Origin of the sequence: Bacillus cereus group sp. Bc061 (assembly GCF_027715825.1) — a bacterium.
Taxonomy (GTDB): domain Bacteria; phylum Bacillota; class Bacilli; order Bacillales; family Bacillaceae_G; genus Bacillus_A; species Bacillus_A paranthracis.
Genome location: NZ_JAQFTZ010000004.1, coordinates 243,020 through 269,249, shown reverse-complemented (window position 1 = coordinate 269,249; position 26,230 = coordinate 243,020). Strand labels below are relative to the sequence as shown.

The window sequence follows — 26,230 nt, the reverse complement described above, 5'->3', positions numbered from 1 at the left end:
CTATTCTTCGTGAACGCAGTCATCACATTTGTTATGGTATGCTTCGTGTTGCTCATCAATTTCTTTCCCACAGTGCGCACAAGTTTTCGTCGGTAAATTTCTGAAAAACTCCATTGGTTGATCGATCATGTCAATCCCTCCATTTCCATTTCTTACTATCATTGTATTAGTACAAAAAACAAAAGTCAACAACTGTTTTATAACAAAATTGAAAATTAATGAAAAAGTTTAGGAAATGGATTATAGTTAACAATGTAGAATGTAAGTGAAACATGCATTTCTACTCGGTTTTAGAAAGGATGGATACATATGAAAATGACTGTTGTCGGCTTTTGGGGCGGCTTTCCAGAAGCGGGAGAAGCAACGTCGGGGTATTTGTTTGAACACGATGGTTTTCGTTTACTTGTAGACTGTGGTAGTGGTGTACTAGCACAGCTTCAAAAATATATAACACCATCTGATATAGATGCAGTTGTACTTTCGCACTATCATCACGATCATGTTGCAGACATTGGGGTATTGCAATATGCGAGATTAATTACGAGTGCGACAAAGGGACAACTACCGGAACTACCAATATACGGTCATACGTTTGATGAGAGTGGATTCCATTCTTTAACGCATGAACCGCATACGAAAGGAATCGCGTACAATCCAGAAGAAACACTTCAAGTTGGACCGTTCTCGATCTCATTCTTAAAAACTGTTCATCCTGTTACATGCTTTGCGATGCGTATTACAGCAGGTAATGACGCTGTAGTATATAGCGCAGATTCCAGTTATATTCCTGAATTTATTCCATTCACGAAAGATGCTGATCTTTTCATTTGTGAGTGTAATATGTATGCACATCAAGAGGCTGCAAAAGCAGGGCATATGAATAGTACAGAAGTAGCAAGTATTGCGAAAGATGCGAATGTAAAAGAACTTTTATTAACGCACTTACCGCATACAGGCAATCCAGCTGATTTAGTAACAGAAGCAAAACAAATTTTCAGTGGCCATATTACGCTAGCGCATAGTGGCTACGTATGGAACTCATGAGGTGATACGATGTTATTTATTGATAATAAAGGGATTACAGATCCTAGAATAAACTTAGCGATTGAAGAATATTGTGTGAAGAATTTAGATATTAACGAAACATATTTACTGTTCTACATTAATGAACCTTCGATTATCATTGGTAAAAACCAAAACACAGTAGAAGAAATTAATGCAGATTACGTAAAAGAAAAAGGTATTCATGTCGTTCGTCGTCTATCAGGCGGAGGCGCAGTATATCATGATTTAGGAAACTTAAACTTCAGTTTTATTACGAAAGATGATGGAGACAGTTTCAGCAACTTCAAAAAATTCACAGAGCCTGTAACGAAAGCGCTTGGTAAATTAGGCGTAAATGCAGAACTAAGTGGTCGTAACGACATTTTAGCTGAAGGCAGAAAAATTTCAGGTAACGCGCAGTTCTCAACGAAAGGTCGTATGTTCAGTCACGGTACGTTACTATTTGACTCTGAAATCGATCACGTCGTATCAGCACTGAAAGTAAAAATGGATAAGATCCAATCCAAAGGAATTAAATCAATCCGTAGCCGCGTTGCGAACATTACAGAGTTCCTAAACGAAGAAATGACGACAGAAGAGTTTAGACAACTTCTTCTAGAAACAATTTTCGAAGGAGAAACAGAAATTCCAACGTATGAATTAACAGAAGAGGATTGGAAAGAAATCCATAAACTTTCTGAAGAGCGCTACCGCAATTGGGACTGGAACTACGGAAAATCTCCGAAGTTCAACTTACAACATTCACACCGCTTCCCAGTTGGACAAGTTGACGTTCGTCTTGAAGTGAAAAAAGGAACAGTAACAGAATGTAAAATTTACGGTGACTTCTTCGGTTCACTAGATGTGCATGATATTGAAGAACGTCTAACAGGCGTACAATTTGATAAAGATGCATTCACTGCAGCTTTAGAAGGCGTAGATATCGCACGTTACTTCGGTAATATTACAACAGAAGATTTCTTACATTTGTTCTTCTAAAAATAAGGGGGGCTGCCGTAAAGGCAGCCTCTTTCTTTTTGCGTAGATTGTCACGTTTTGTCGGTAAGTCGATATATTTTAAAAATCGCTGATATATTTCGAGTTGCGGTCGATATATTTGGAAAATCGCCGATATAATTTTATATACGATAAAATCACAGGACATCTGCCTCTTATAAAAGAATATACATATTCAAAAGGAGGCGGATCGAAATGAAAAGAGTAATGTACGTTGTATTATTGCTCAGCTTCGTTATTGGAATAGCAGCTTGTAACGATGAAACGTCCTCAAGTCGCATACTTTTATCGATTGGAAAACCAGCGAAAGATAATGTTATATATTTTACGCATACAGATAACAGACGAAAGATACAGGAAATACAAGACATGTTTCAAAATAAGAAGTGGAAAAGAAATGAAACATTCAGCACTGTTAATAAGACACCAGATGTCGTCTTTTCAATAGATGAAGACAATGCAGGGTTACCGGCACTATATGTTACGGTGTATTTTCATGAAGATGGAGCGGACGCGATTAACTTGTTTGGAGAGCATACGACGTTAAATAAAGAGGAACTTACTAAACTTAGAGAAAAGATGAGTGCATATTATCCTAAAATGATTTTTGGTTTAGTTTCATAAATTACTTGCAAATAAAATTCCCTTATCCTTCCAAAGTAAATGAAGAGGAGGTGATCTGTTTATATGCAGTTAATGGAATAACACTTGCCACTTTAATTTTCTTTTAATATAATTAATTTAGAATTTTTAAATATTCTAAATTTTATAAAGGTGGGGTTTGTGTGAATCTCGTTCAATCTTTGGCTGAAACGGCGAAAAAGAAGGGGGATAAACCGGCTTATATATTTATGGATCAGTCGGTCTCATATGACCAATTAAACAAAATGGTCACAAGGTTTTCTAGCAATTTAGCAGAAATGGGCATTGGAAAAGGGGACAATGTTGCATTAGTTGTTGGAAATTCACCACATTTTTTGGTCGGTTTATACGGAACAATGAAAGCGGGAGCAACTGTTATTCCAGTTAATCCAATTTATACAGCAGACGAAATGCATTACATTTTACAAAATGGAGATGTAAAAACAATTATCGTACTCGACGTCCTTCTACCTGTTATACAATCTCTTACAACAAGACTTCCTTCACTTGAAAACATCATCATATGCGAAACCTCATCAGATTTTAACCATACAGAAACCGAAAAAATGAAAACGTTTACTACAATGATAGGGGCTGGAGATTTAACTTACGAAGGCCCAGAACTAGATGAAGAAGATGTAGCGGTTATTCTATACACTTCGGGCACAACTGGAAAACCGAAAGGCGCTATGTTAACGCATAAAAATTTATATAGTAATGCGAGCGATGTGGCATCGTATTTACAATATACGGCTGATGATCGCGTCGTTGCGGCACTGCCAATGTTTCACGTATTCTGTTTAACAGTGGCGGTCAATGCACCGATTGTGAACGGGGCAACGATTTTAATGTTACCGAAATTTAGCCCGAAAGAAGTATTCCGTATTTGCCGCACGTACGAACCGACAATTTTTGCCGGTGTACCGACAATGTATAATTATTTATATTTATTCGAAGAAGCAAGCGCAGAAGATGTGAAGACGCTTCGCCTTTGTATTTCAGGTGGTGCTTCAATGCCTGTTGCTCTTCTGCAAAACTTTGAACAACGTTTTGACGTTATCGTTTCAGAAGGATACGGTTTATCAGAAGCATCACCAGTTACTTGTTTTAATCCACTAGATCGTCCGCGTAAGCCAGGGTCAATCGGTACAAATATTTGGCATGTAGAAAATAAAATTGTAAATGAACTTGGGGAAGAAGTACCTGTTGGTGCAGTTGGGGAATTAATTGTTCGCGGGCCTAACGTTATGAAAGGATATTATAACGCACCAGAAGATACAGCTGCGACATTAAAGGACGGCTGGTTGTATACAGGAGACTTAGCGAAAATGGATGAAGAAGGTTACTTCTATATCGTTGATCGCAAAAAGGATATCGTCTTAGTTGGCGGCTATAACGTATATCCTCGTGAAGTAGAGGAAGTATTGTACATGCACGAATCAGTGGCGGAAGTTGTCGTAATCGGTGTTCCTGATGAAAACTTAGGAGAAGCAGTGCGAGCGTACGTCGTTCTGAAACAAACGAACGTAACAGAAGAAGAACTGATGCATTACTGCACATTACATTTAGCAAAATATAAAGTACCAAAGAGTATTGAATTTTTAACAGAACTGCCGAAGAATACGACAGGCAAGTTGCTGAGAAGAGCTTTGAGAGAAAAAGCGATGCAAGTTTAAATATAGGGGCAACCATCTTTATGAAGATGGTTGCCTTTCTATTTTTTAGCATTGGTTAAGCTATGGTGCCATATATTTAAACCGTAATATGACTAATAAGGAGGAGATATAAGTGGAACAGAAGGAATTACGTTTACGGCGAGTGCAGTATCTTATTTGTGACATTATGGATGAAATGAATGCTGAAAGTGAGAAGAAAAACTTAGAGGTTTTGCAGCAAGTCATTGATCACCTTTCAGGAGCGATAGGTGATTTAGTTGATCCATCAAGCTCGTATTCTATCGATTATTTAGAACGGAAAGTTCATACAGCGCATTATTTACTTTTTAATAACGAGCGGAAAGCGTACTTATGTAGGAAATAATAGTATTATTTTTATTTGACATTGATAATCATTATCAATATGATAGTTGTGTTAAGTATATTTATATAAAGGGAGATGTCATATTGATAATGATTAAGAAAAAATATATGAATGCATTCGTTATAGCAGCAACGTTAGTAGTTCCATTTAGCGGTATGATGGCACCGATTGCGAAAGTAGAAGCGGTAGTAGAAATGAAAGCAGCTAGCAAATTAGCAGATGGTACGTATGACGTTATTTTAAAGACTTATAAAGATCAAACGAATGATACATCAGTTGCTTCTACATATTTAAAAAATGCAAAAGTAACGATTCAAGGTGATAAAAAAATCGTTACGTTAACAGTTCAAGATAGTAGCTATTTCCAGTATCTTAGAGTAGAAGATACGAATAAAGTAGGGACATTCCATGATGTAAAAGTAATTTCCGAAGATAAAGCAAATAACGGTACGAAAGTTGTTCAATTTGAAATTGATGAGTTTTCGAAAAAATATAATATGCAAATGCATATATTAATTCCAGCAATTAAATATGATCATACATATCAAGTACAGTTTGAAATCGATGCGAGTGCAATTGAACAGAAGCCTAAATTCTCTGACGTACCAGCATGGGCACAAGAATCAGTTCAATATTTAGTAGATAAAGAAGCAGTACACGGTAAGCCAGATGGTACGTTTGCACCAGCTGAAAATATTGATCGTAGTTCCGCTGCAAAAATAGTAGCAACTGTTTTAGGGCTAGAAATTAAGAAAGATGCAAAGCCATCATTCCTTGATGCACAAAATCACTGGGCAACGCCGTATATCGCTGCTGTTGAAAAAGCAGGTATTGTAAAAGGTGATGAGAAGGGAAACTTTAATCCGAGCGGGTTAATTAACCGTGCATCAATGGCTTCTATGTTAGTAAATGCATATAAATTAGAAAGAAATGAAAATATAAAACTACCGAAAGAATTTGCTGACTTAAACAATCATTGGGGTGCGAAGTATGCCAATATTTTAATCCAAGAAAAGATTTCAATTGGAACAGATAATGGCTGGGCTCCAAATAAAGCGGTAAGTCGTGCGGAAGCAGCACAATTTATTGCGAAGGCGGATAAGTTGAAGAAATAAATGAAATAGAATGAGAAATGAAGGCGCACAACGTTCACTTTTGTGAATGGATTGTGTGCTTTTTTGTTGTGGGTTTCATTAATGGGATAGAGGTAGATAAAGTATTGCCTCTTTGGATAAGGGGGAATACTTTATTTCAATTTAGAAGAGAGAATAAAGGAAAAGTTTGGTTTGATAATATTCGTTTACTAGAAGGAAACGCTCTTATTAAAAACGAGTACGACAACGACGGAAATGTTATTGCCGCGTATGATGAAGAAGGGCAGAAGAATACATTCACATACGATGCATCAGGAAATAAAAAGAGCGAAACCGATGAAAAAGGAAATACAAAACTATATGATTACAACAAAGATAATCTATTAACGAAGGTTACATTAAAAAATGGTACCTCTGTAAATTATCGTTATGATCATAATGGAAACACAACAGAAAAATCTGTCATGTTTGGTGGGAAAACACAAACACACAAATATGAGTATGATGTAGATAACAAAAATACAGTGTATATCGACGCGTTAAACCGTCGTATTGAACATACGTATGATGAAAATGCAAACAAGATTAAAACGAAAATGCCAAATGGTTCTATCTTAGAGTCTGTATATGATACAGCTGATCGCGTTGTTGGTGAAAAGCGCAACGGAAAAGATTCATTTACATTTGAACGTGATCAAAATGGACAAGTTACGAAAGTAAAAGACCATGTTAACGGTGTAGAACGCACGAAAACATACGACAAGGCTGACCGCGTTACAAGCGCAACAGATAGCCGAGGCGGAAAAATTGACTGGGCATATCACGATAAAGCAAACAGTAAGACAGAAAAACTAAAAGAACAAACAGTAACACAAGGCGGATACACAAATAAAGTATCGTATGACTACAACACGTTAGATCAAAACATTCGTGTAACAGACGGTTCTCAAACGTATCGCTTTGATTATGATGATCAAGGAAATGTTCGTACGTACACAGCTGGAAATGGTTCAGGCTCGACGTTTAACTATGACCATGCGAACAAGATTAAAGATTTAGTAGTCGGTACATCAAACAGTATTCTACTTTCGGAACGATATGAATATGACCAATCAGGTAACCGTACGAAGATTAAACATGAAGGTGCGGGCGGAAAAGTAACAGAAACAAACTTTGTATATGACCCGATTAACCAATTATTAAATGAAGCACTACCAAACGGAACAAGTAAATCTTACACATATGATGGATTTGGAAACCGTACGAGTGTGAAAGTTGTAGAGAATGGAAAAGAAACAAAGTCTATAGCGGCTCCTCATATAGCACGCCATGCTGCTAAGCAAGCAGCAAAAAAAGCAACCAAAAGAGCTATCTTAGAAGCTAATAAGAGAGCAGGAGCAAGGGCTGAGGAACTTGCAAAGTCGGCATTACAGGAAAAAGGCTATAATGTATTAGGAAGTCAAGTTAGTATTCGTACTTCTAAAGGTATTAGAAGAGTTGATCATTTAGTTAGAACGCCACGTGGAAAATTACTGGCAGTAGAAGTTAAAGCTGGTAATGCTAGAAGAAGTAAGATGCAATTAATCAAGGATCAACTAATGAGGAAAAAGGGAGGACGTATTACAGGAAAGAATGCTCCAAAGGATTTGAAAGGACAAATTCATAAAATACGAACTGTTGTTGTCTCCCCTAAGTCTAAGTAAGGAGGATATTACATGAACAAAAAAGAATTAAAATTAAAGCTACTGCAAAATCTAGGTGAAAGCTTAAAAGAAGATGGTTATAAAGTTAGGATTACACAACAAAGTTTTGTGAAAAAATTTGATAAAGGAAAAATTAGTATGCATTTAGCTTTTATCGATCATCCAGAAGATTTTCATGTGACGGTGGATGTGGGAATTCGGTTTGACGAATTAGAGAATATGAAAAATCAATGGGATGAAGGTTTAACAATTAAAGAGAAAAAGGAAACCTATACGATTGGGGTTGAGTTAGGGAATTTAGTCCATAGGGAGCAAAAAAGATGGTGTGTTGAAAAGGAAGCCGATATTTTGCCTGTTACCATAGATATATTAAAAGAGATCAAACAATATTTCATTCCATATATTGATAAGTATGTAGATATAGAAAATGTATTTGATTTATGTGTAAGAGATGATGACGAAGCTGCATTACTAGGTACAACATTTGAGGGATATCGAGCGCAAAATGCTATTGGATTAGCTTTATTATTAAATAAAGAAGAGATGTTAGAGCAAATCATTGAAAAGAAGAAAGAGTATTTAAAGACGCGGGATAAATTTCAATTGGAGTTATTTGAAAACTTTCTTTTTAATATGAATTTAAGATAAGTGAATTTAGTTATTTCTTGTAATGATTATAGTAGGTTTAATTGTTGATATTTAGATGCCCTTGCTAGAAAAACATTAGACTCTGTTTTTTATTAATTATAAATATTAGCATCCTCTATAAGGAATCATTCAAAGTTTTTATGATTATATACAAAACCTTGAATGTAACTTATGGGGGATTTTATTTACAGATTGTGTAATGCGGAAAAGTCTATATTGAATTTTATTCGGTTTGATAGTACCTGAGAGTGGTGATAACACACGGTAATCTTGTGCGTCAGCGATAGACTGCGCTTTTGATAGCGACTAATCCAGTGATTTTAGTTAGCTTGCCTCTTTGTCGGAAGTGTCAAAGAATAATTTATTTTTATAAGTTAAATGATTAAGAAGTATTATTATAAAATACTAGATAGATGCTTTTTATTAATTTAATATATTTGAGCTCAATTATATTATGTGAAATAGGAGTGAGAATTTTGTTCGAAACAATAGTTTACGATAAAGCTAAATATCATTATGAAGGAGATTTCCCACAAGAGTTACCGATGGAGCAAGCATTTGTACATACTGGAATGTTCTTAGGTTGGATTATTGATAATCATTTATTTAGTGATGAATTCTTAGAAGAGACCGAAGAGGAAATTAATAAATTTAAACTTAGAAAAATGACTGGAACTCAGGTTTATATGTTCTGGGATGGGGTTTTAAGCGATGACATGTTAAATGATGAAGGGAATCAATTTACAATAGATTATTTTGATTTTGAAAAAGGTTTATATTTAGATGATTATGATGATGTGTTTTTAGAGTGTGATACATTATATCAAGTGCAAGATACTTGGGGAAATTACTTTAAATTAAAAGAAGTGATCGATACTAGGTATAAGGAATGGAAAAAACTTAAAAGTAACGGATAAAGAGGACTTTAAGTAATGGAATATTTTTTGTTCCAAATGAAGGTTTATTATATGCTGTAGAAAAAGGAGAGAAACAATGAAATTCCCAAAAGATTAAGATGGACAAGTATTAAATATGTTATATAAACAAGGTATAGATTTTAATAAAAACACATAGTAGATTTCTTTATTGCAATTCCTGATCAAGAAAAGGGAGAAAAAGTACTTGTTAGATTACAGGCATTGGGCTTAAATTGTGAATTAGATTATAATGAAGAATTTGAAGATTGGACCTGTACTTGTTCTAAAGAGATGTTCTTAATTTATGAGGATATCGTAGAGATGCAAAAGGAAATGAGTACCTTAAGTGAAGAGTTTGCTGGATATACAGATGGTTGGGGGACATTTGTATAAGAATGAGTTTGTTTATAATAATATGCTAAATTAGACTGGATAAAGAAATATTTGTGGAAAGAAGAGCCATTATCTGCTCTTCTTTCTTTATGTATAGATAGATTTTGGGTAGTGGAATCAGAAGGACAAACGTCTACCACTAACCCATGTGGTGATGTCGTTGCGATAACAAACTAGGATAAAGAAGTTGTAGCAACATATGAATATGATTCGTGGGGTAATGTATTAAAGAGTGAAGTAAAAGGTATCGCAGCAGACAATCAATTTGGATATGCGGGATACATGTAGGATAAAGAAATTGGGATGTATTATCTGATTGCGAGATACTATAATCCAGAGCATGGTGTGTTCTTATCGGTGGATCCTGATCCGGATGGGCATTGGGCAATGGCTGCAGGCATATATTTCGTACCAGGTTTGGGACAAGCGGCATTATTAGCAACTATAGCGGTTGGTGGTGCATATGCGGCTTGGCGTATTGGTGCAAAAATCAGAGTCATGCAGGCCCGTAGTAAACCATCTGGACCAGACCCGAAGGCAAAGGGAAGTCCACATACAAGATATAAAACTAAAAATGGAAAAGTGACTGAATACGCAACTTATGGACAAGGAGGAGTGTTGAGGAAACAATTTCGTGGAGAAGGAAAACCGCATGGTGATGTTCCACGACCAAATGTTAAAACTAAAAATCAATACAATAGAAACCCTATAACTAAGAAGAAGTATCCGAAAGAAAAAGTGAGAAAACCATTTAAAAAGGAATATCCAAGAGGGTATTAAAATGAATATAGTTATTGAAGAATACTTGTATTCATAACAGGAAGGAGGGATGGGCATGAAATATTATAACGGTGGATTTATGATAATTTCATATGAAAAAGAGCTTATTTATCAAACTTGCATAATTGAGGGGCTGTCCTCGATTATTTTAACAATAAGTAATAGCGTACGGCCAACATTTCCTGATTATTGGTTTTTCCCTTGGGCCAATACAAATGAAAATGAATCGATTACTAAACTAATAAACTCAAGATTAAGGATCAGTAAAGAGGAGCATGAACAGGCGCGATGTTTTTTAGATACATTGATAGAGGAAAAAAGGTTCTCCTGGCCCAATGTTTTTAGGGATTTAGAGGATGCTAGATTTTTTAAGAAAAACTATTTAAAGGGTATAGAGGATTTGGAAATTGTTAGTTTAAATCTTTCAGAAGAGTATCGGGCGGATTTTTTATTGAATGAGCGAGAAGAGAATGATTTTGATTGTTCTATATATCATTTTATGGAAGATGCATTGCCATTCTGTATCAATAACGATGAAATGTTAGGTTTTGATATATGTGGCTATAGTAACAATAATTTTTATTCGTTTATTCATAATAATTTACAGACGGATTTTAGAAAGTATGGTAAGAATTTAAATGAATTATCACTTATCGCTAATTATGAGGATGCACAATATGTTATTCATTTAATTGATAATCAAAAGATAGAGGCGGAAGAGATATTGTGGTATCCTTGGTTAATTTTGAGGTGCTCATAATTTATAAAGAAAATATAAAAGATTTTTAGGGTTATATAGGTTTTGAGAGAGTAAGATATATTGTTTGTAGATAAATAAATTATAATTGAGGGTAAGCGTCAAACTTATTAAAATTAAGGGATTTTGACGCTTATTTTTTTTATATGGAGTTTGAGAGGGTTATAATCTGTTGTGGATAAATGAACTCTGGTTATGTAACCTCGCATATTATAAATGTCAACTAGATAATATGCGAGGTTAAGTTTGTATGAAAAGGATTTTATATAATTTAAACTTTTTTCCTACAATATTTTAATTTCCTAGTTCATACTTAAATTGAACATAAACACAAATGGCGTAGAACGAAAACATACGACAAGGCTGACCGCGTTACAAGCGCAACAGATAGCCGAGGCGGAAAAATTGACTGGGCGTATCATGATAAAGCAAACAGTAAGACAGAAAAATTAAAAGAACAAACAGTAACACAAGGCGGATACACAAATAAAGTATCGTATGACTACAACACGTTAGATCAAAACATTCGTGTGACAGACGGTTCTCAAACGTATCGCTTTGATTATGACGATCAAGGAAATGTTCGTACGTACACAGCTGGAAATGGTTCAGGTTCTACATTCAACTATGACCATGCGAACAAAATTAAAGATTTAGTAGTAGGTACATCAAACAGTATTCTACTTTCTGAACGATATGAATATGACCAAGCGGGTAACCGTACGAAGATTAAACATGAAGATGCAGGCGGAAAAGTAACAGAAACAAACTTTGTTTATGACCCAATTAACCAATTATTAAATGAAACATTACCAAACGGAACAACTAAATCATACACATATGATGGATTTGGAAACCGTACAAGTGTGAAAGTTGTAGAGAATGGAAAAGAAACAAAATCTATAGCAGCAACATTCAATGATGGGAATCAACTTGTAAAATTCGGGAACGAATCGTTAACGTATGATGCGAATGGAAATCGTACATCAGATGGAAAGTACAAGTATACATGGAATGAACATGACCAAATTGTAGCTATTACAAAACAAGGTGAAAGCAATGCATTCGCAACGTATAAATACGATGAAAACAATCGTCGTATTGAAAAGAGTATAAATGGTCAAGTAACACGTTATTTCTATGATGGAGATAGTATTAATCCGTTATATGAGACGGATGGTAGTGGAACTGTACTTCGTCAATATGTATACTCAACAAGTGGTACGCGTCTAGCGATGAAATCAAAAGGACAAACGCTATATTATCACTACAACCCACGTGGTGATGTCGTTGCGATGACAGATCAAAATAGAGAAGTTGTAGCAACGTATGAGTACGATTCATGGGGTAACGTATTAAAGAGTGACGCAAAAGGTATCGCAGCAGACAATCCATTTGGATATGCGGGATACATGTATGATAAAGAGATTGGTATGTATTATCTGATTGCGCGTTACTATAACCCAAATCATGGTGTGTTCTTGTCTGTGGATCCTGATCCGGGTGATGAAGATGATCCGGTTACGATGAATGGGTATACGTATGGTGATAATAATCCGGTGATGAAGGTGGATCCGGATGGGCATCTTGCATGGTGGATCGCTTCTGGAGCTGTTGGTGGAATTGCTAATGTGGGCAGTTATGTAATAGGGCATTATGCAAAACATAAAACTTTAAAAGGAATGAATTATAAAAGACTGGGTAAGGATTTCCTTTGGGGGGTAGCCGGTGGTATTATAGGAGGATCAGGAGGTCATGTTGCTAGGCATTTAGGCAAAGGAGCTCGTTTATTTGTTAGTACTCATACAGCAGTACCTGGGTATGCTGTAGCGAATGCTGGAAGTGGTGTACAAAGAAAAGGGCAAAGTGGTTATAGTGGAAAAGGTATGGCTCGAGATGTAGCATATTCTATGACTGGAAGTAAAGGTTATTTAGGATTAACCTTTGCTACTGCATATCGTGATAATCGTTCTACTAAAAATGTAAGTAGTAAGAAGAAAAATACAAAAAGTAATAAAAAGGCTGCTAAAAAAAGGCGAAGATAGTTTTTAATAGAAAATTGAGGTTAGTATATTAGTTAGAAGTTATTTTATTATTATGAGTAAGATGAATGTTTATGAATAATATCCATTAAGTGAAAATATATTTTTCACTTAATGGATAAGGTCCTTTAAAAAATAATAAAGTAGGAGAGATATATGGAAGACATTTTTTTTATGGTACTATGTTTTTTTATAGCCTGTGGAATTATAATTTTTGGAATTATAATAGATAAAGAAACTTTTAAAAAGCAGCGTGTTAACTCACTGTTATTTTCTTTATTAACACCATTCCCAATCGTACTGTCTTTCAGTTTTTATTTGTTTAAGATATTTTCAATCGGTGTAGGAGTAGCTATATTATATTCGATCTTTTATGATGTATATAGTTATTTTGGATTATAACTTAGTGTGTAAGTACTTGAGAGGTTAAGGAGAAAATAATTATTGATGATAATATAAGAATTTAAAAAGAAAGAAGAGCTGAAATGCAGTGTCCCCTGTCAAGTAGACAGGGAGCACTGCAAACTTTTAAGCTCTTCCTTTTTTATATGTTATAAATTAGGATATTCTTTAGAAGTGCTCTATACGGCTGAATGTACATCACAGTTTACGATAATATTCAATTATATATAATTGAAATAAGATCTTTATAAAACAGTATGCATCTAATTTTTAAATGGGGTATTTTTGGGGGAATACATTGTACAACGTGAATATATCGCTTTTTCCTTAAAAGGAGCTTGAAAATAAGTGGGATAACAGTAATCAGCTATACGAACGAGCTAGAAGGAGAAACCATGGACACATACATCGAAATACACAAGCCTGCAACGGAAAAAAACGAATATTTTCTAGTGTTGGATGAACATGATAATTTTGAAAATGATAAAATCCTGAATTTGTTATCAAAAATTAATAGATATATAGTTGATGTTGATACAAGCATGGAACAATTTATGAAAACAATGATGTCGAAATTTCATTTATATATTTTAGTGAATTGTGAAGGGATTCAAGAGGAATTAACAAAGGTGCAAAATTACATTTGGGAAAAAGAATTAAAAGAGTTAAACTGGAAAAAGTCGATTGTGAAGAGCACAATTTTAATAAACCAGTATGATCCTGCAACTGATATTTTCGATGTGATTTCTCCTGTATGTATGGAAGGGAGCCTCATGTTCCTTTTCTCTGAAAAAGAAGTAAACGATAATGAGTTAGAGAGTATCATAAAACATATAAATTTTGATCGGACAAGAGTATATTTCAATAAAGAAACAATTGAACTGGCGGGGGAAATGGGGTATATAGTAGGGCATTTTGAAGATGAGTATTATGTAGTATCTTTACGTTCGGAAAAGCAAGTATTTGTTTGTTATGCGGAAGAACGTGTTATGGATTAGAATGAAGCCGCAAAACATGAAGTTTCTACATTGAGAATGAAAATGCACCTGAATTTTTGGGTGCATTTTTTACAACCTTTATGTGTAGAATCAATGAGAGGATTTTATTATTAGAGGAAAATAGTTTCAATGAAAAACAGTTAGAGTGTTATAGGAGAGAATAAATGGAAGCAGTACTATTCAATGAATTAAATTATACGTTACAGGTCGGAAAAATTCGTATATTTATACCGGATTTTAGTTCAAAGGAATATATCATTTTTGAGGATTTAGCCGGGATTTTAGATTTAGAGACAAATTATGATGCAATGGTTTTTGTACGAAAGCAAGTTAAAGAAGCAGGAATAAAAGGTAAAGTCCGTTTTGATTCAGAGAGTAATTTTGTGGAAATATATTCAATTTATGGAAAGACAATGTTGCAAGTTGCGATTTTAGTGAATGAACTTATAGACGAAGAATTTACATTTACGAATCAAAGAGAGTATGAGCAGTTCATAGGATCTTGGAAACGACCTAAAAAACAAAAATGGAAAGTTGGGGATGTATTTTCTATCCCTTTACCAAATGAAACATATTTTTTCGGACAAATTGTTGAATTGATGGAAGACGTGTTTCCTTTATGTGTTATATTTGATTCGCATTTGAAAACAGTGCCTACTAAAGAGGATATCGATAATGCTAACATTTTAACAGCTTTGATGCTTAATGGAATGGTATTTGACGATTATACTCTTAAGGTTATTTTTGAAATGGAAATAATGGGAGAAATCAATGAAAACACTAGGAGAAATCCAGTTCGAAATGTGACTTGGTCTACTTCTCATTTAATAGATTTCTGCATGGAATACAAGTTAGAAAAGAAACAAAAGTTTGTAGAAGAGATATCCGCTAATAAAAATTTTGTAATTGAGTATAACTGAAGGATAACAACTGTTATCCGTATTATAAAGTGGAGGCAAATATATGAATAAATTAGGGTTTAGAGTTATTCACGGGGAAGAGGGATATAGCCATTATTTTGGTGGAGAAACTTGGAAAGTTCCTATATGTCCGCAATGTAATGAACAAGTGCATCAAATATTTACCTTTGATTTGAATGATTCTAGATTAGAGGAACTTAAGACAGAAGAATTAAGAGAGTTGCCATTAATCACTTGCTTAAATTGTTCCTTATATGAAGATATACAAAATTTCAAAATAAATATAATGGAACGTTCTATACATACCATTACTCAAAGTGAGATGTTTGATTGGAAGTATGAATTAATTGATAAGATACCAGTTCCTTTGCCAAAATATGATATGAAATTAGTAACGATGGAGAATTATGATGTCCCTTGTGATGAAGATGAAAATGACCAAGCTTTAGATGCTATGGGAAGAGATTATATTTGTAGAATAGTTGGAGCGCCCCTATACATAGAAGATTCTATAGAGGCAACGTGTCCTTGTTGCTCGAAAAGTATGAACTATGTGGCTATGTTGACCGGAGAAGATTATGGGAATGAAGGGGGACTTACAGGAGGAATAACGTTTCAAATAGGAGAGAGTTTTTTATATTTCTATCTATGTAAAGAATGTTTAATCATACAAACTTCCATGCAGAGCACTTAAGTTTGTTCCGCGGTCTGAACGGTTTATTTGAATGAGAAGAGAGAGCGCACCATTTATAAATGTAGAAAAAGAATAAGTGATAATAGAACTTTTATCAATGGTTTGAGTTACGTTAGGATGTATAAAAGAGGTGGTATCAATGTTAAAACGAGAGCCTTCAAAGCTCGTAATAGAGGGGAATCAATTTTATATACCTTGGGTGTATTGTGTCATACAGGATAACTGTATTGTTGTGGATTCTAAATCTCGAAAGTTACAGTTTAAAATTGTATGTCCAACATATAAGACTTTAGTAGAAGATGATTATTTAGATATATATTTAAATAAGTACCCTGATTTTATTCATAAGGAACAAAGTTATTACTATAGAGAGTTTAATTTTCAAGAATCGGAATTTAATATAGAGGGAGAAACTTTTACGGTCCTTAATGGAAACATTCGAATTAGTTATTTATCAATAAGGACTTTTTCTATAGCAATGGAATTAGAATTAAGAGCGAGTAATGATTTAAGAACGATGGCTACTTTATATTTATATCCCCTTATTAAGGAATCAGTAACGAGTGAGAGAAATATGTACTTTAGCAATCTTATTCCTAAAATAGTGAAAGAGGCAGGATCGCCGGTGGGTTCAATTAATGGAAAACCGATAGAGGAGCTAAGTCTTGAAGATTTTTCTTTTTCATCCATTTGGGAATGGGACTTAGAAAATGAAAGCTTTGAGTATCAAGATGAATCTTGGATTAGACCATCAACTGTTAAGAGTATATTTGAATTAGATAATACGGATGTCTTTATAAAAGCAGACTTATTATTAGAGGACGATGATAGTTTATACAAATGTATTTTAAATATAGATGTAGACCAAATAGCGCAGACTTTTTCTGTTATAGAAGGGGCTGCATTTATAAATGAAGAGTATATCGATTTGAGAGATTTTTTATTCAATCCAAAAGTAAATATACAAAAGATAGTTTTTTATATTCAAGATCAAACATTTGAAAAGATGAGTCCAATAAATTATAGAAAGCAACAATGGGATTTAACATTTTCTTGGAGTAAGTAAGGTAAAGTATATAAAATTATAATGGAGGATAAGCGTCAAACTTATTAGAATTAAGGGAGTTTGACGCTTATTTTTTATGTTTAGAATCAATGAGAGGGTTTTTTATCTATATGAAAGATATCGTATGCAAAGAGTTAATCAGTTTTAAGTCTATTGTTGAAGCTTTGAAAAGAAAGTATTAAAAGAATTTGGGTTAGCGAAAAATACAAAAAAGGTAATGGGCCGGAATTCCTGATAGTTTATCTAAAGGGAGAATTACAGAAATTAAAGATGTTCGAAAGATATCATATTCCAAGCAGTAAATTAGCAAATAAAAAAGAACAATTGTGAACCAGATTCTTTTTTATAATTAATGGGCTATAAACTGAAAAAACTTGAGGAAATTTATAAATCTTTCTATTCAAAATGAATTATAACTATTTTTTTGAATAATTGTGCTGTAATTTAATGTCTTCTCTACTAGCAAATAGGAAAAGAAACAATTGTGAAACTGGTTCTTTTTATAATTAATGAGCTATAAATTGAAAAACCCGAAAAAATATATTGAATATTCTGTCTTTTATTGTTAAAATTTGTATTGTATTACCAATAATTTGAAAAGGGGTTGTTAGTTTGTTTATAAAAACATTTAGCATCCCTAATAAATAAGGAATAAAAATTTGTTCCCTTTCAATTCAAGTATATGAAGTGTTTCTTTTTCCTGAATTTGTTGTAAAAACTAGTTCATTAGGCTACCGTCAGTAGAGAATCTCTACTAATGGTAGCTTCACTTTATAGGAAAGGTTAGGCTAACATGAAAAAAAATTTTGCACAAACATATTTAACGATACCGTTCCACCTATTCTTATCGTTTATTATTATTATATTTATCGGCACATTACCGCACTTATTTATTGGGATGAAGATTGACTTTAACAATTACCTGCACACACTTACGGACGTCACCTCTAAATTAATAGGATGGGATCCATTAACTTACACGAAATTTGCAAAACCCCTATTTCCTCAAATTCTAATTCAATATGGAAACACGATTATTATCTTTTTAGCTGCTCTTTTTATTTCCGTATTAATTTCTTTTATGACTGTTTATGCCTTGTTGCTACTCCCTGTAAAAAAAAGAGAAAGAATAAAATCATTTTTTTTACTATTAGAAGCAATTCCCGATATTTTTATTATTTTATGTCTCCAATTACTTGTCGTTTGGATTTATAAACAGACCAACTTTTTAATCGCAAATATAGCTGGCACAAAAGACAACTCAATCTTACTATTTCCAATTATTTGCTTAAGTTTTCCAACTATTCTTATGTTTAATAAGCTACTCTTGCTACGTTTTGAAAATGAATTACAAAAAGATTATACCTTGCTAGCACGCGCCAAAGGATTTGACACGTTTTATATTCTCAATCGTCACGTTCTAAGAAACGTCTTTTTAAGTACTCTCTACTTCTCAAAAACAAATATTTGGTATATGTTATCTAATTTATACATTATTGAATACTTACTCAATGTTCAAGGTATTTTCACATTTTTAAAAACGTATAATACCGAATTAGAACCAGCACCTGAAATATTTTGTGTTACATTGTTTTTAATTTACATTCCTATCTTTATTGTCTTTAAGCTTTTCAATATTTTCATACCTGATGAACTGAAAGGAGAATCTTAACATGTGGGCCCATTTAAAAAGAGATAAGTATTTCATAATTTGTATATCCTTTTTGCTTCTATTAATCATAGCAAGCATTGGAAATTCCATATTCTTTGATGGGAAAGTTCGCCAAACATCGATTCTATATGATGAAAGTGGTAATGTACACGCGGCACCATTTCCTCCTTCTTTCACTTTTCTGTTAGGTACGGATATGAAGGGATATGATTTATTACATAGAGTAGTAGATGGAGCGAAATGGACCATTGGTATATCGTTATTAATAGCATTTCTACGAACATTTATCGGGTTAGCAATTGGATTATTCTTCGCCTTTTATGTAAGAAAAAGTTTTAAGACACTTGAAGCTCTCTTTGATTGTTTTACAGTTGTTCCAATGACCCTCATTGGTTACTTTATTCTTGATACAGTATTGCGTTTTCAAAACGGGTCTCCAGTTCCCTCTTTCTTTGAACGAGCATCCTTTGAAATCATAGTATTAGTCATTCTCGCTTTACCCGTTCTTATATTTTATTTTGCAAAAGAGACAAAAAAGATACTGAACGAAGAATTTATAGAAGCTGCTACAATATTAGGAGGAAGCAAATTTCATCTCGCTATAAAACACATATTTCCAAATATATTTCCTATTCTAATCATTGTCATGATGCAACAATTTGTACAAACTTTAATCATTTTCTCTCATTTTGGTATTTTAGAATTATTTTTTGGTGGTACAATTCTTTTCTACGGAAATGAAGCTGAGTCAGTTAGCAATGAATGGTCAGGTTTAATTGGTCTCTATTTTCGTTCCCTCTCTGTTCAACCTTGGATTCCAATGGTTCCTATTACATTTTTCATCCTGACTATTATTACAGCACATATTATGCTACAAAGGATACAATTAGCATTTGAAAAACGACACATGAAACAAACATCTCAAGAACCAATAGAACAACTCAATACTTCTAATTTTACACAACAATTCCCCGCTAATTCATTTACACTCTATGATGACAAATAGCATTGGAGCAATATATTCCTATAGGGGAGTGTAAAACATCTTTTTTAGTAAAAAGGGATATTTATATGAAGAAAAAACTAGAGATATTGAAAAAAAACTAAAAGAATTTTAACCTGGGACAGCAGAGGAAATGAATGGTGAAAATTAAATGAAAAATAATTTGTAGAAAGAAGAGCTGATATCGGCTTTTCTTTTTTATAAATATCTTATATAGCTGATTGTTATGCAATAAATGTGCTAGATGGAGACGTTTGGCTCTATTATTCAGAATTTCCTTTAGTTCAAATGAAAGATAAAAAATTTCATATGTCGTGGAATGAAATAAAGGTAACTATGGAAATATGGTCGGAAAGTTTTGCGGTTGCTCAAGATAAAGTAGTGTTCATTACTTAAGATAAAAAGTTGGTTGTTTATGATTTAAATAATAATCATGTGTATGATATGAATCTTCGTAATGAACTTGGAGAACCGATTCAATTTGGTACTTATTATAGCCGCGGATCTGTTATGTATTTTCAGATGGATGATAGGCTGTATTATGTTGATACAATTAATATATGAGATGATAAAAAAGCGCACTCAACAATCTGGGTGCGCTTTTTCATAACCGTTATATATTCCTCTTCATCAACTCCCCAACTTGCGTCGCAACAAACGCAACATCACTATCAATTTCGTCTAACACGTAAGATTCTAAAATGCCCATTACAGCCGTTCCTAAAAATTTTAAAATGATGTGTTTATCGATGTTTTTATTTATTGATGCGTTTGTGTTTAACTTTTTCTCTATTTCACCCATGATGAAAGTTAATAACTTTTTTTGAAACGATAATGTGCTGTTACTTTTAAATAACGCCGCGAAAAATGGTTTGTGTTCTTTGAAGTATTCAAACCATATGATCGTTCCTTCTATAAACTCTTTGTTTTGCTTCTCATAGCATATTTCTTTTAATTGTTCTAAATGATCGTCCACAATTTTATCTAATAAATTGTACTTATCTAGATAGTGTAAGTAAAAAGTTTTTCTTCCGATGTTTGCTTTTTCTGTAATGTTTTTTACTGTAATTTCGTCAAAACCATCTGTAATTAACATCTCTATAAATGCCGATTGAATGGCGTTTTGTGATTTTATAATTCTTCGATCGATTTTCTCCATATGGTGTTCCTCCGTTGTTGATACACATATTTCGTTATGTGTGTATTATCACCCAAATGTGTAAATGTGGTCATTGAAACAAGGTGCTACTCACTTTATTATAAATATACACGTGAGTAATAACTCTCACAAGTGTAATATTAAAAATGAGATAAAGGTGGTTTTATATATGGCAGTTACGAAGAAAGATGTACGATTTTATGCAAGAGGTTTACAAGTTGCAGGCATTTTGAACATTCCTGAAGATGCTGAGGAAAAGAAACAAAATCCAGCGATTGTTTGTGTGCATCCAGGTAGTAGCTGTAAAGATCAAACAGCAGGATTGTATGCGGAAAAGTTAGCAGAACAAGGGTATGTAACACTTGCGTTTGATGCATCGTATCAAGGGGAAAGTGAAGGTGCACCGAGATATATGGAAGAGCCAGCTGCGCGAGTTGAGGATATTCGCTCAGCAGTAGATTATGTAACGACTCTACCTTGTATAGATGAAGAACGTATCGGTGTGTTAGGTGTTTGTGCAGGCGGTGGTTATGCGGTAAATGCTGCGATGACAGAGCGCCGCATTAAAGCGGTTGGCACAGTTGTTGGTGCAAATATCGGTCGTTTAAATCGTGAGTCTAACCCGATTGGTGTGTTAGAGGCAATTGGTAAACAACGTACTGCTGAAGCACGCGGAGCAGAGGTAATGATTACAAATTGGATTCCTAAAAATCAGGAAGAGTTAGCGGTAGCAGGTATGACAGATATAGATATTGTAGAAGCAGTTGAGTATTACACAACGCCGCGAGGTCAAAGTGTGAACTCGCCAAATAAGTTAAACTTTACGAGTATGGGATCGGTAATTGGTTTTGATGCGTTCCATTTAGCAGATACGTTATTAACGCAGCCGCTGCAAATTATTGTCGGTAGCAAGCAAGGTGCATTCGGTTCTTATAAAGATGGTCATGAGCTTTATGAGAAAGCAGCTTCAAAGAAGAAAGACTTACTTGTTGTGGAAGGCGCGAGTCACTACGATTTATATGATCAACCAGAACCAGTAAAAATTGCAGTTGAAAAATTAACAAGTTTCTATAACGAAAATCTGTAAAAGGAATGTTGTTTTGAATTGCACCTCTAATTGTTAGATTTGCGTCTAGCAATTAGGGGTTTTTATTGTGAAGATTGAAGTGCTTAATATTTACGCTATAAGTGCATAACAAGATATAATAGAAGAAATGAATAAGGAGGCTAGTTGTGAAGAATCTTCGTTATCTCAATATATTTACGATATTAATTATATACACACTACTTATGCTTTACATAGGCTGGAACGGCTGGGTTTGGCTTCATGCCGTATTTGGCTGGGAGTCTTGGGGATATTACGCTTTCGTTGTTGGCTTCATTTCCTATGCGTACATTCTCGTGCAAGTGTTTAAGTTTTTGCCATTTCTACGAACGATAGGTTCGATTTGGTTTGCGGTTATACAATACGCGCTTATGTTATTGCCGTTAGCTAATATTACAGTCTTTCTTTTACAGTTTGTAGTAGAGAAAGAAGCGGCAATTATTTGGACAGGGGCGGCTGTGTTAGCTGCATTTATTTTTATCTTTGCGTACGGAGTATTTAATGCATATAGCCCGGTAGTAAGAAAGTATGAGGTGCACATTCCGAAAAAAGTAGAGGGACGTAAAAGCTTACGCATTGCGATGGCTTCTGATATGCATTTCGGTAAATTATCTGGCGTTTCGCATTTGAAAAGGCTTGTTCGTCATGTAAATGAAATGGAGCCTGATATTATTTTACTGCCAGGTGATATTATCGATGATCATCCAGGTGTGTTCATTCAAAAAAATATGGGACATATTATGAAACAAATGAAAGCTCCACTAGGCGTATATGGTGTGTTAGGAAATCACGAATATTACGGGCGAGCAGTTCCAGAATTCCTGCAAGAGATGGATAAGATCGATATTCGCATTTTATTAGATGAAGTAATTACAATTGAAGATCAGTTTTATCTCGTTGGAAGAAGAGATAAAACAGAGCGAGATCGCCAAAGCTTTGAAAAACTTATGAGTACAGTAGATAAATCCATGCCAGTTATCGCAATGGATCACCAACCATTTGAGTTGAAACAAGCAGCGGATGCTGGCGTAGATTTACTATTATCCGGTCATACGCACCGCGGACAAATGGCACCAAACCATATTGTAACGAGAAGAATGTACGAACTAGACTGGGGATACGCACAAAAAGGTGCATTCCACGCAATTGTTTCTTCTGGGTTCGGATTTTGGGGGCCACCATTAAGACTTGGAAGTAGGTCGGAGATTGTACAGGTGGAGGTTACGTTTGAATAAGTGTATGTAATAGAGAGCTAATGGCTCTCTATTTTTACAAATAAAAAAGGCTCCATATAAGGAGCACTCAATAAAAATAAATGAATTAAAACAAATAACAGACATGTATAATATACAATATTAATAATTTAAAATCAATATATTTGAATTTAATATTTTATTGGTGTCGATTTCATAAAAGAGTTACGATTATAAGATAAAGGGGGATTATAAGTGATCATATCAGATGTGCTATACGGAGAATTTGAAGTGGATCCAGTAGTAGAAGAATTAATTGTAAGTAAGTCTGTGCAAAGGTTAAAAGGTATTCATCAAACTGGCGCAAGCTACTTAATAAATGAGGAATGGAATGTAACGCGCTTTGATCATTCAGTTGGCGTTATGTTGTTAATTAAGAAACTCGGTGGCTCAGTAGAGGAACAAATTGCTGGTTTACTGCACGACGTATCGCATACTGCTTTTTCTCATGTGATTGATTATGTTTTTGATAACAAAAATGAAAGTTATCATGAAGAAATATTTAGTGCTGTTGTGAAAAATTCAGAAATTCCAGCAATTCTTGCGAAGTATGGCTATAACTATGAAGAGATTTTGTTAGATGATTCGAAGTGGACGTTACTGGAAAGGTCAGCGCCAGAATTATGTGCAGATCGAGTGGATTATACGTTACGAGATATGTATACATATGGGTATATTTCTTTAGAAGAGGTTCATAGATTTTTAGAGGATATTATCGCAGTAGAGGGGAGAATGGTCCTTCAAAATATCGAAATAGCAGAGTGGTTTACAGAAACGTATTACAAAGAAGTCATCGATTTCTTTATGCAACCAATGAATATTTATGGAAATGATATGTTAGCAAAAACGCTAAAGTTAGCTCTACACAAAAAGGTTATTCATGCAGATGATTTTCTTCTTGAAGATGATGAGCTAATTTCGAAATTGCAGCAATGTAGTGATCCAGAAGTACATGCTTTAGTAAGCAAAGTTCATCCGAATGTAAAAGTAAAAGAAGATAAAAACGATTATGATTTGTATCAGAAAAATAAAGTACGCCTTATTGATCCTCCGATACTTCGTGAAGGGGAAGTCGTTCCATCGTCTGTTGTGTCAGAAAACATAAGACGGATGAGTGATAGCGCTTATGAAAAAGCGGTGAAAGGGATGTATGTGAAAGTGATTTCGGATTAAAAAGGAGAGCATCACTCCTAGATGCTCTCCTTTTCCCACATCACTGATCAAACCAATTCCAAACCTCAATATCTCCAAGAGTCGCATAACGTACGTGAGGTGAGTTTTGTAATTTTAACAATTCTTTCGACGGCCCAGTAATGACAATGCCATATACTTTTACGCCGTTATCTTTTACATACTCATAACGCTTATCTAAGTTCAGCTCTTTTTCAGGAGTCCAAGTAGTTTTGCTTACAGTTTTTTTATGCTCAGAAAGAATACGCATCATTTCGATTACTTCATCTTCTTTTGTCTTCGGTCGTTTTGCTTCATTATCAGGGAGATTTATATGTTCTGAAAATCCGATAACCTCTCCGCCATGTAGAATGAAATCTTCTTCATCTATTCTTTCTTGCCCTGTGTCTAAAGCGTACCATATAGGAGTGGGCGGCATTTCTTGTGCTTCAAATGTGCTATATAGAATGGATGCTAATTCTTGTAAAGTGTAAGGTTTGTCAAAAGATATCGCTACTTCTGCAACGGTGCCCTCATGTATCTTTCCGAGTGTACTCCAAACTTTTTTAGAGATTTCTTTCAAATGATCATCTTGCTTTATTTTTGGATGAACAAAGGAAAGTTTGTTGGAATAGGGTTTATTTGCCCATGATTGATTTGTGTCAGTTACAGATGATAAGAAGCTACGCGTTGTTACTGTACCAATTGGCATTTCTTTTTTACCGACCGTTTTAACTAAATTCATTTCAATTTCTGTACGGAAAAAGGGTTTAATCTTTGTACTGCCTCCAGTGGAACGACTATTTGGAATTGTTGCTTCTAGTGCGAGTGCTGGAATCTCATTTACTTCAACTAATTTTTTCATATTATAGAAGTAAAAAGAAGATGAGAAATGACCAACAAAATAGATTGCAATACAAACGGCAAGGACAAAGCTAACGGTTTGCCAACGTTGTTTCCATTTTATTTTCCAAAACGGAACTTTCAGGTTTTGTGGTGGTAGTTTTTTCTTTATTGTTTCACTTTTTGAAAGCAATTGATCTAAGTAAGCCTCGCATTCTTCACATGTCTCAATATGACTTTCTAACAGTTTCTGTTCATCATGCGTGAGCGTTCCGTTTGCGTACTTCTCCCATAGTTTTTTAAATTCTGTACAACCCATCCGTATCACTCCTTTATGCTTTTCATTTCTTTTCGACCACGGTGTAATTCAATTTTCACTTTCGCTAGTGAGAGACCGGTCATCTCTGCTATTTCTTTATATGAGAATCCGTAGTAATCTCGTAGTAACAGAACATTTCGTCTTTCAAGCGGAAGAGAAGATAAACCTTCTAACCAACTAGCAATCTCATGTTTTATGAAATAAGAGTGCTCTGTACTTGGCACGTTTGGTAAATGGAATTCTTCCACTGTAGTTGTTTTATATTTTTTCTCTTTTCGATACCAATCGATAAAGGCGTTGTAGGCAATTGTAAATAACCACGGTCTAATTTCTTCGCCTTTATAATAGTCAATATGGACGAGCATGCGGTAAAAGGTTTCTTGCATGAGATCTTCAGCAAAATGGGAATCTCCGGTTAGGGAGAGAAGATAGCGAAATAAATCTTGCATATGTTCTGAATAAATTTCTTCTAATGATTGTTTACGTTTCACTACATTTCCCTCCCTTCATACATAACAACGAAAAACATATAAAAAAGTTACAATTTTT

The 26,230-nt window shown here is 34.3% G+C and carries 23 protein-coding genes and 4 pseudogenes; 23 read left to right on the top strand and 4 right to left on the bottom strand.

Annotated elements, in window-relative coordinates; all coding sequences use genetic code 11:
* Entirely contained in the window at positions 1 to 129 is a 129-nt protein-coding gene (yhfH, locus tag PDQ40_RS17590) for a protein YhfH (protein WP_000567010.1), read from the bottom strand.
* A 180-nt stretch (positions 130 to 309) separates the two neighbouring features.
* Here yhfH and PDQ40_RS17585 point away from each other — a divergent pair, with 180 nt between their 5' ends.
* The 20 genes and pseudogenes from PDQ40_RS17585 to PDQ40_RS28125 form a co-directional block, all read left to right on the top strand.
* On the top strand, positions 310 to 1,044 hold the full coding sequence (locus tag PDQ40_RS17585) for an MBL fold metallo-hydrolase (protein WP_000784661.1): 735 nt from the start codon (positions 310 to 312) through the stop codon (positions 1,042 to 1,044).
* A 9-nt stretch (positions 1,045 to 1,053) separates the two neighbouring features.
* Positions 1,054 to 2,043, top strand: coding sequence for a lipoate--protein ligase (locus tag PDQ40_RS17580; protein WP_000897258.1), 990 nt, complete (start codon positions 1,054 to 1,056; stop codon positions 2,041 to 2,043).
* A 213-nt stretch (positions 2,044 to 2,256) separates the two neighbouring features.
* Complete coding sequence (locus PDQ40_RS17575; RefSeq protein WP_000832616.1) at positions 2,257 to 2,685, top strand: hypothetical protein; 429 nt, start codon at positions 2,257 to 2,259, stop codon at positions 2,683 to 2,685.
* A gap of 161 nt (positions 2,686 to 2,846) precedes the next feature.
* Positions 2,847 to 4,379 (top strand): fatty acid--CoA ligase family protein, encoded by a 1,533-nt coding sequence (locus PDQ40_RS17570; protein ID WP_001055184.1) that lies wholly within the window; start codon positions 2,847 to 2,849, stop codon positions 4,377 to 4,379.
* A gap of 112 nt (positions 4,380 to 4,491) precedes the next feature.
* A complete protein-coding gene (locus PDQ40_RS17565) occupies positions 4,492 to 4,743 on the top strand; it encodes a hypothetical protein (protein ID WP_109630835.1) in 252 nt (83 codons plus the stop codon).
* Positions 4,744 to 4,832: 89 nt separating this feature from the next.
* Positions 4,833 to 5,858: an S-layer homology domain-containing protein gene (locus tag PDQ40_RS17560; RefSeq protein WP_270691539.1), complete on the top strand. Its 1,026-nt coding sequence runs from the start codon at positions 4,833 to 4,835 to the stop codon at positions 5,856 to 5,858.
* A 68-nt stretch (positions 5,859 to 5,926) separates the two neighbouring features.
* A pseudogene (locus PDQ40_RS17555) lies at positions 5,927 to 7,498 on the top strand (NERD domain-containing protein); the annotation flags it as partial.
* 54 nt (positions 7,499 to 7,552) lie between these two features.
* Positions 7,553 to 8,188, top strand: coding sequence for a hypothetical protein (locus PDQ40_RS17550; protein ID WP_270691538.1), 636 nt, complete (start codon positions 7,553 to 7,555; stop codon positions 8,186 to 8,188).
* Positions 8,189 to 8,664: 476 nt separating this feature from the next.
* Positions 8,665 to 9,105 (top strand): DUF7832 domain-containing protein, encoded by a 441-nt coding sequence (locus PDQ40_RS17545; protein ID WP_270691537.1) that lies wholly within the window; start codon positions 8,665 to 8,667, stop codon positions 9,103 to 9,105.
* Between the two features lie 115 nt (positions 9,106 to 9,220).
* Positions 9,221 to 9,498: pseudogene (locus tag PDQ40_RS17540) on the top strand (ribonuclease E inhibitor RraB).
* Positions 9,499 to 9,609: 111 nt separating this feature from the next.
* Positions 9,610 to 10,278 (top strand): annotated as a pseudogene (locus PDQ40_RS17535) (RHS repeat-associated core domain-containing protein); the annotation flags it as partial.
* A gap of 55 nt (positions 10,279 to 10,333) precedes the next feature.
* Positions 10,334 to 11,038, top strand: a complete 705-nt coding sequence (locus PDQ40_RS17530; protein ID WP_000878668.1) for a hypothetical protein — start codon at positions 10,334 to 10,336, stop codon at positions 11,036 to 11,038.
* 527 nt (positions 11,039 to 11,565) lie between these two features.
* The gene (locus tag PDQ40_RS17525; protein ID WP_000129428.1) at positions 11,566 to 13,080 is read left to right on the top strand and encodes an RHS repeat domain-containing protein; all 1,515 of its coding nucleotides are present in this window, start codon (positions 11,566 to 11,568) and stop codon (positions 13,078 to 13,080) included.
* 794 nt (positions 13,081 to 13,874) lie between these two features.
* Positions 13,875 to 14,477: a hypothetical protein gene (locus PDQ40_RS17520; RefSeq protein ID WP_000382054.1), complete on the top strand. Its 603-nt coding sequence runs from the start codon at positions 13,875 to 13,877 to the stop codon at positions 14,475 to 14,477.
* A 164-nt stretch (positions 14,478 to 14,641) separates the two neighbouring features.
* Positions 14,642 to 15,397, top strand: a complete 756-nt coding sequence (locus PDQ40_RS17515; RefSeq protein ID WP_033693506.1) for an Imm26 family immunity protein — start codon at positions 14,642 to 14,644, stop codon at positions 15,395 to 15,397.
* 43 nt (positions 15,398 to 15,440) lie between these two features.
* Positions 15,441 to 16,091, top strand: a complete 651-nt coding sequence (locus tag PDQ40_RS17510; RefSeq protein ID WP_001037218.1) for a hypothetical protein — start codon at positions 15,441 to 15,443, stop codon at positions 16,089 to 16,091.
* Positions 16,092 to 16,230: 139 nt separating this feature from the next.
* Complete coding sequence (locus tag PDQ40_RS17505) at positions 16,231 to 17,157, top strand: hypothetical protein (RefSeq protein WP_175251341.1); 927 nt, start codon at positions 16,231 to 16,233, stop codon at positions 17,155 to 17,157.
* 793 nt (positions 17,158 to 17,950) lie between these two features.
* Complete coding sequence (locus PDQ40_RS17500; protein WP_074609636.1) at positions 17,951 to 18,829, top strand: ABC transporter permease subunit; 879 nt, start codon at positions 17,951 to 17,953, stop codon at positions 18,827 to 18,829.
* Between the two features lies 1 nt (position 18,830).
* Positions 18,831 to 19,835 (top strand): ABC transporter permease, encoded by a 1,005-nt coding sequence (locus PDQ40_RS17495; protein ID WP_142385817.1) that lies wholly within the window; start codon positions 18,831 to 18,833, stop codon positions 19,833 to 19,835.
* A 210-nt stretch (positions 19,836 to 20,045) separates the two neighbouring features.
* Positions 20,046 to 20,396, top strand: a pseudogene (locus PDQ40_RS28125) (hypothetical protein); the annotation flags it as partial.
* A 49-nt stretch (positions 20,397 to 20,445) separates the two neighbouring features.
* On the opposite strand, the gene PDQ40_RS17485 reads toward PDQ40_RS28125, so the two are convergent.
* The gene (locus PDQ40_RS17485) at positions 20,446 to 20,991 is read right to left on the bottom strand and encodes a TetR/AcrR family transcriptional regulator (RefSeq protein ID WP_163258144.1); all 546 of its coding nucleotides are present in this window, start codon (positions 20,989 to 20,991) and stop codon (positions 20,446 to 20,448) included.
* Positions 20,992 to 21,160: 169 nt separating this feature from the next.
* On the opposite strand from PDQ40_RS17485, the gene PDQ40_RS17480 reads away from it, so the two are divergent.
* The 3 genes from PDQ40_RS17480 to PDQ40_RS17470 all read left to right on the top strand — a co-directional run bounded on the left by PDQ40_RS17480 (position 21,161) and on the right by PDQ40_RS17470 (position 24,522).
* Positions 21,161 to 22,078, top strand: coding sequence for an alpha/beta hydrolase (locus PDQ40_RS17480; protein WP_270691534.1), 918 nt, complete (start codon positions 21,161 to 21,163; stop codon positions 22,076 to 22,078).
* 146 nt (positions 22,079 to 22,224) lie between these two features.
* Positions 22,225 to 23,331, top strand: coding sequence for a metallophosphoesterase (locus tag PDQ40_RS17475; protein ID WP_061131512.1), 1,107 nt, complete (start codon positions 22,225 to 22,227; stop codon positions 23,329 to 23,331).
* Between the two features lie 213 nt (positions 23,332 to 23,544).
* Positions 23,545 to 24,522, top strand: coding sequence for an HD domain-containing protein (locus tag PDQ40_RS17470; RefSeq protein WP_214328674.1), 978 nt, complete (start codon positions 23,545 to 23,547; stop codon positions 24,520 to 24,522).
* A 40-nt stretch (positions 24,523 to 24,562) separates the two neighbouring features.
* Here the strand turns inward: PDQ40_RS17470 and PDQ40_RS17465 are convergent, their stop codons facing one another.
* Complete coding sequence (locus tag PDQ40_RS17465; RefSeq protein ID WP_000501920.1) at positions 24,563 to 25,681, bottom strand: anti-sigma factor; 1,119 nt, start codon at positions 25,679 to 25,681, stop codon at positions 24,563 to 24,565.
* 5 nt (positions 25,682 to 25,686) lie between these two features.
* Positions 25,687 to 26,172 (bottom strand): RNA polymerase sigma factor, encoded by a 486-nt coding sequence (locus tag PDQ40_RS17460; RefSeq protein WP_000823996.1) that lies wholly within the window; start codon positions 26,170 to 26,172, stop codon positions 25,687 to 25,689.
* Between the last annotated feature and the right edge of the window lie 58 nt (positions 26,173 to 26,230).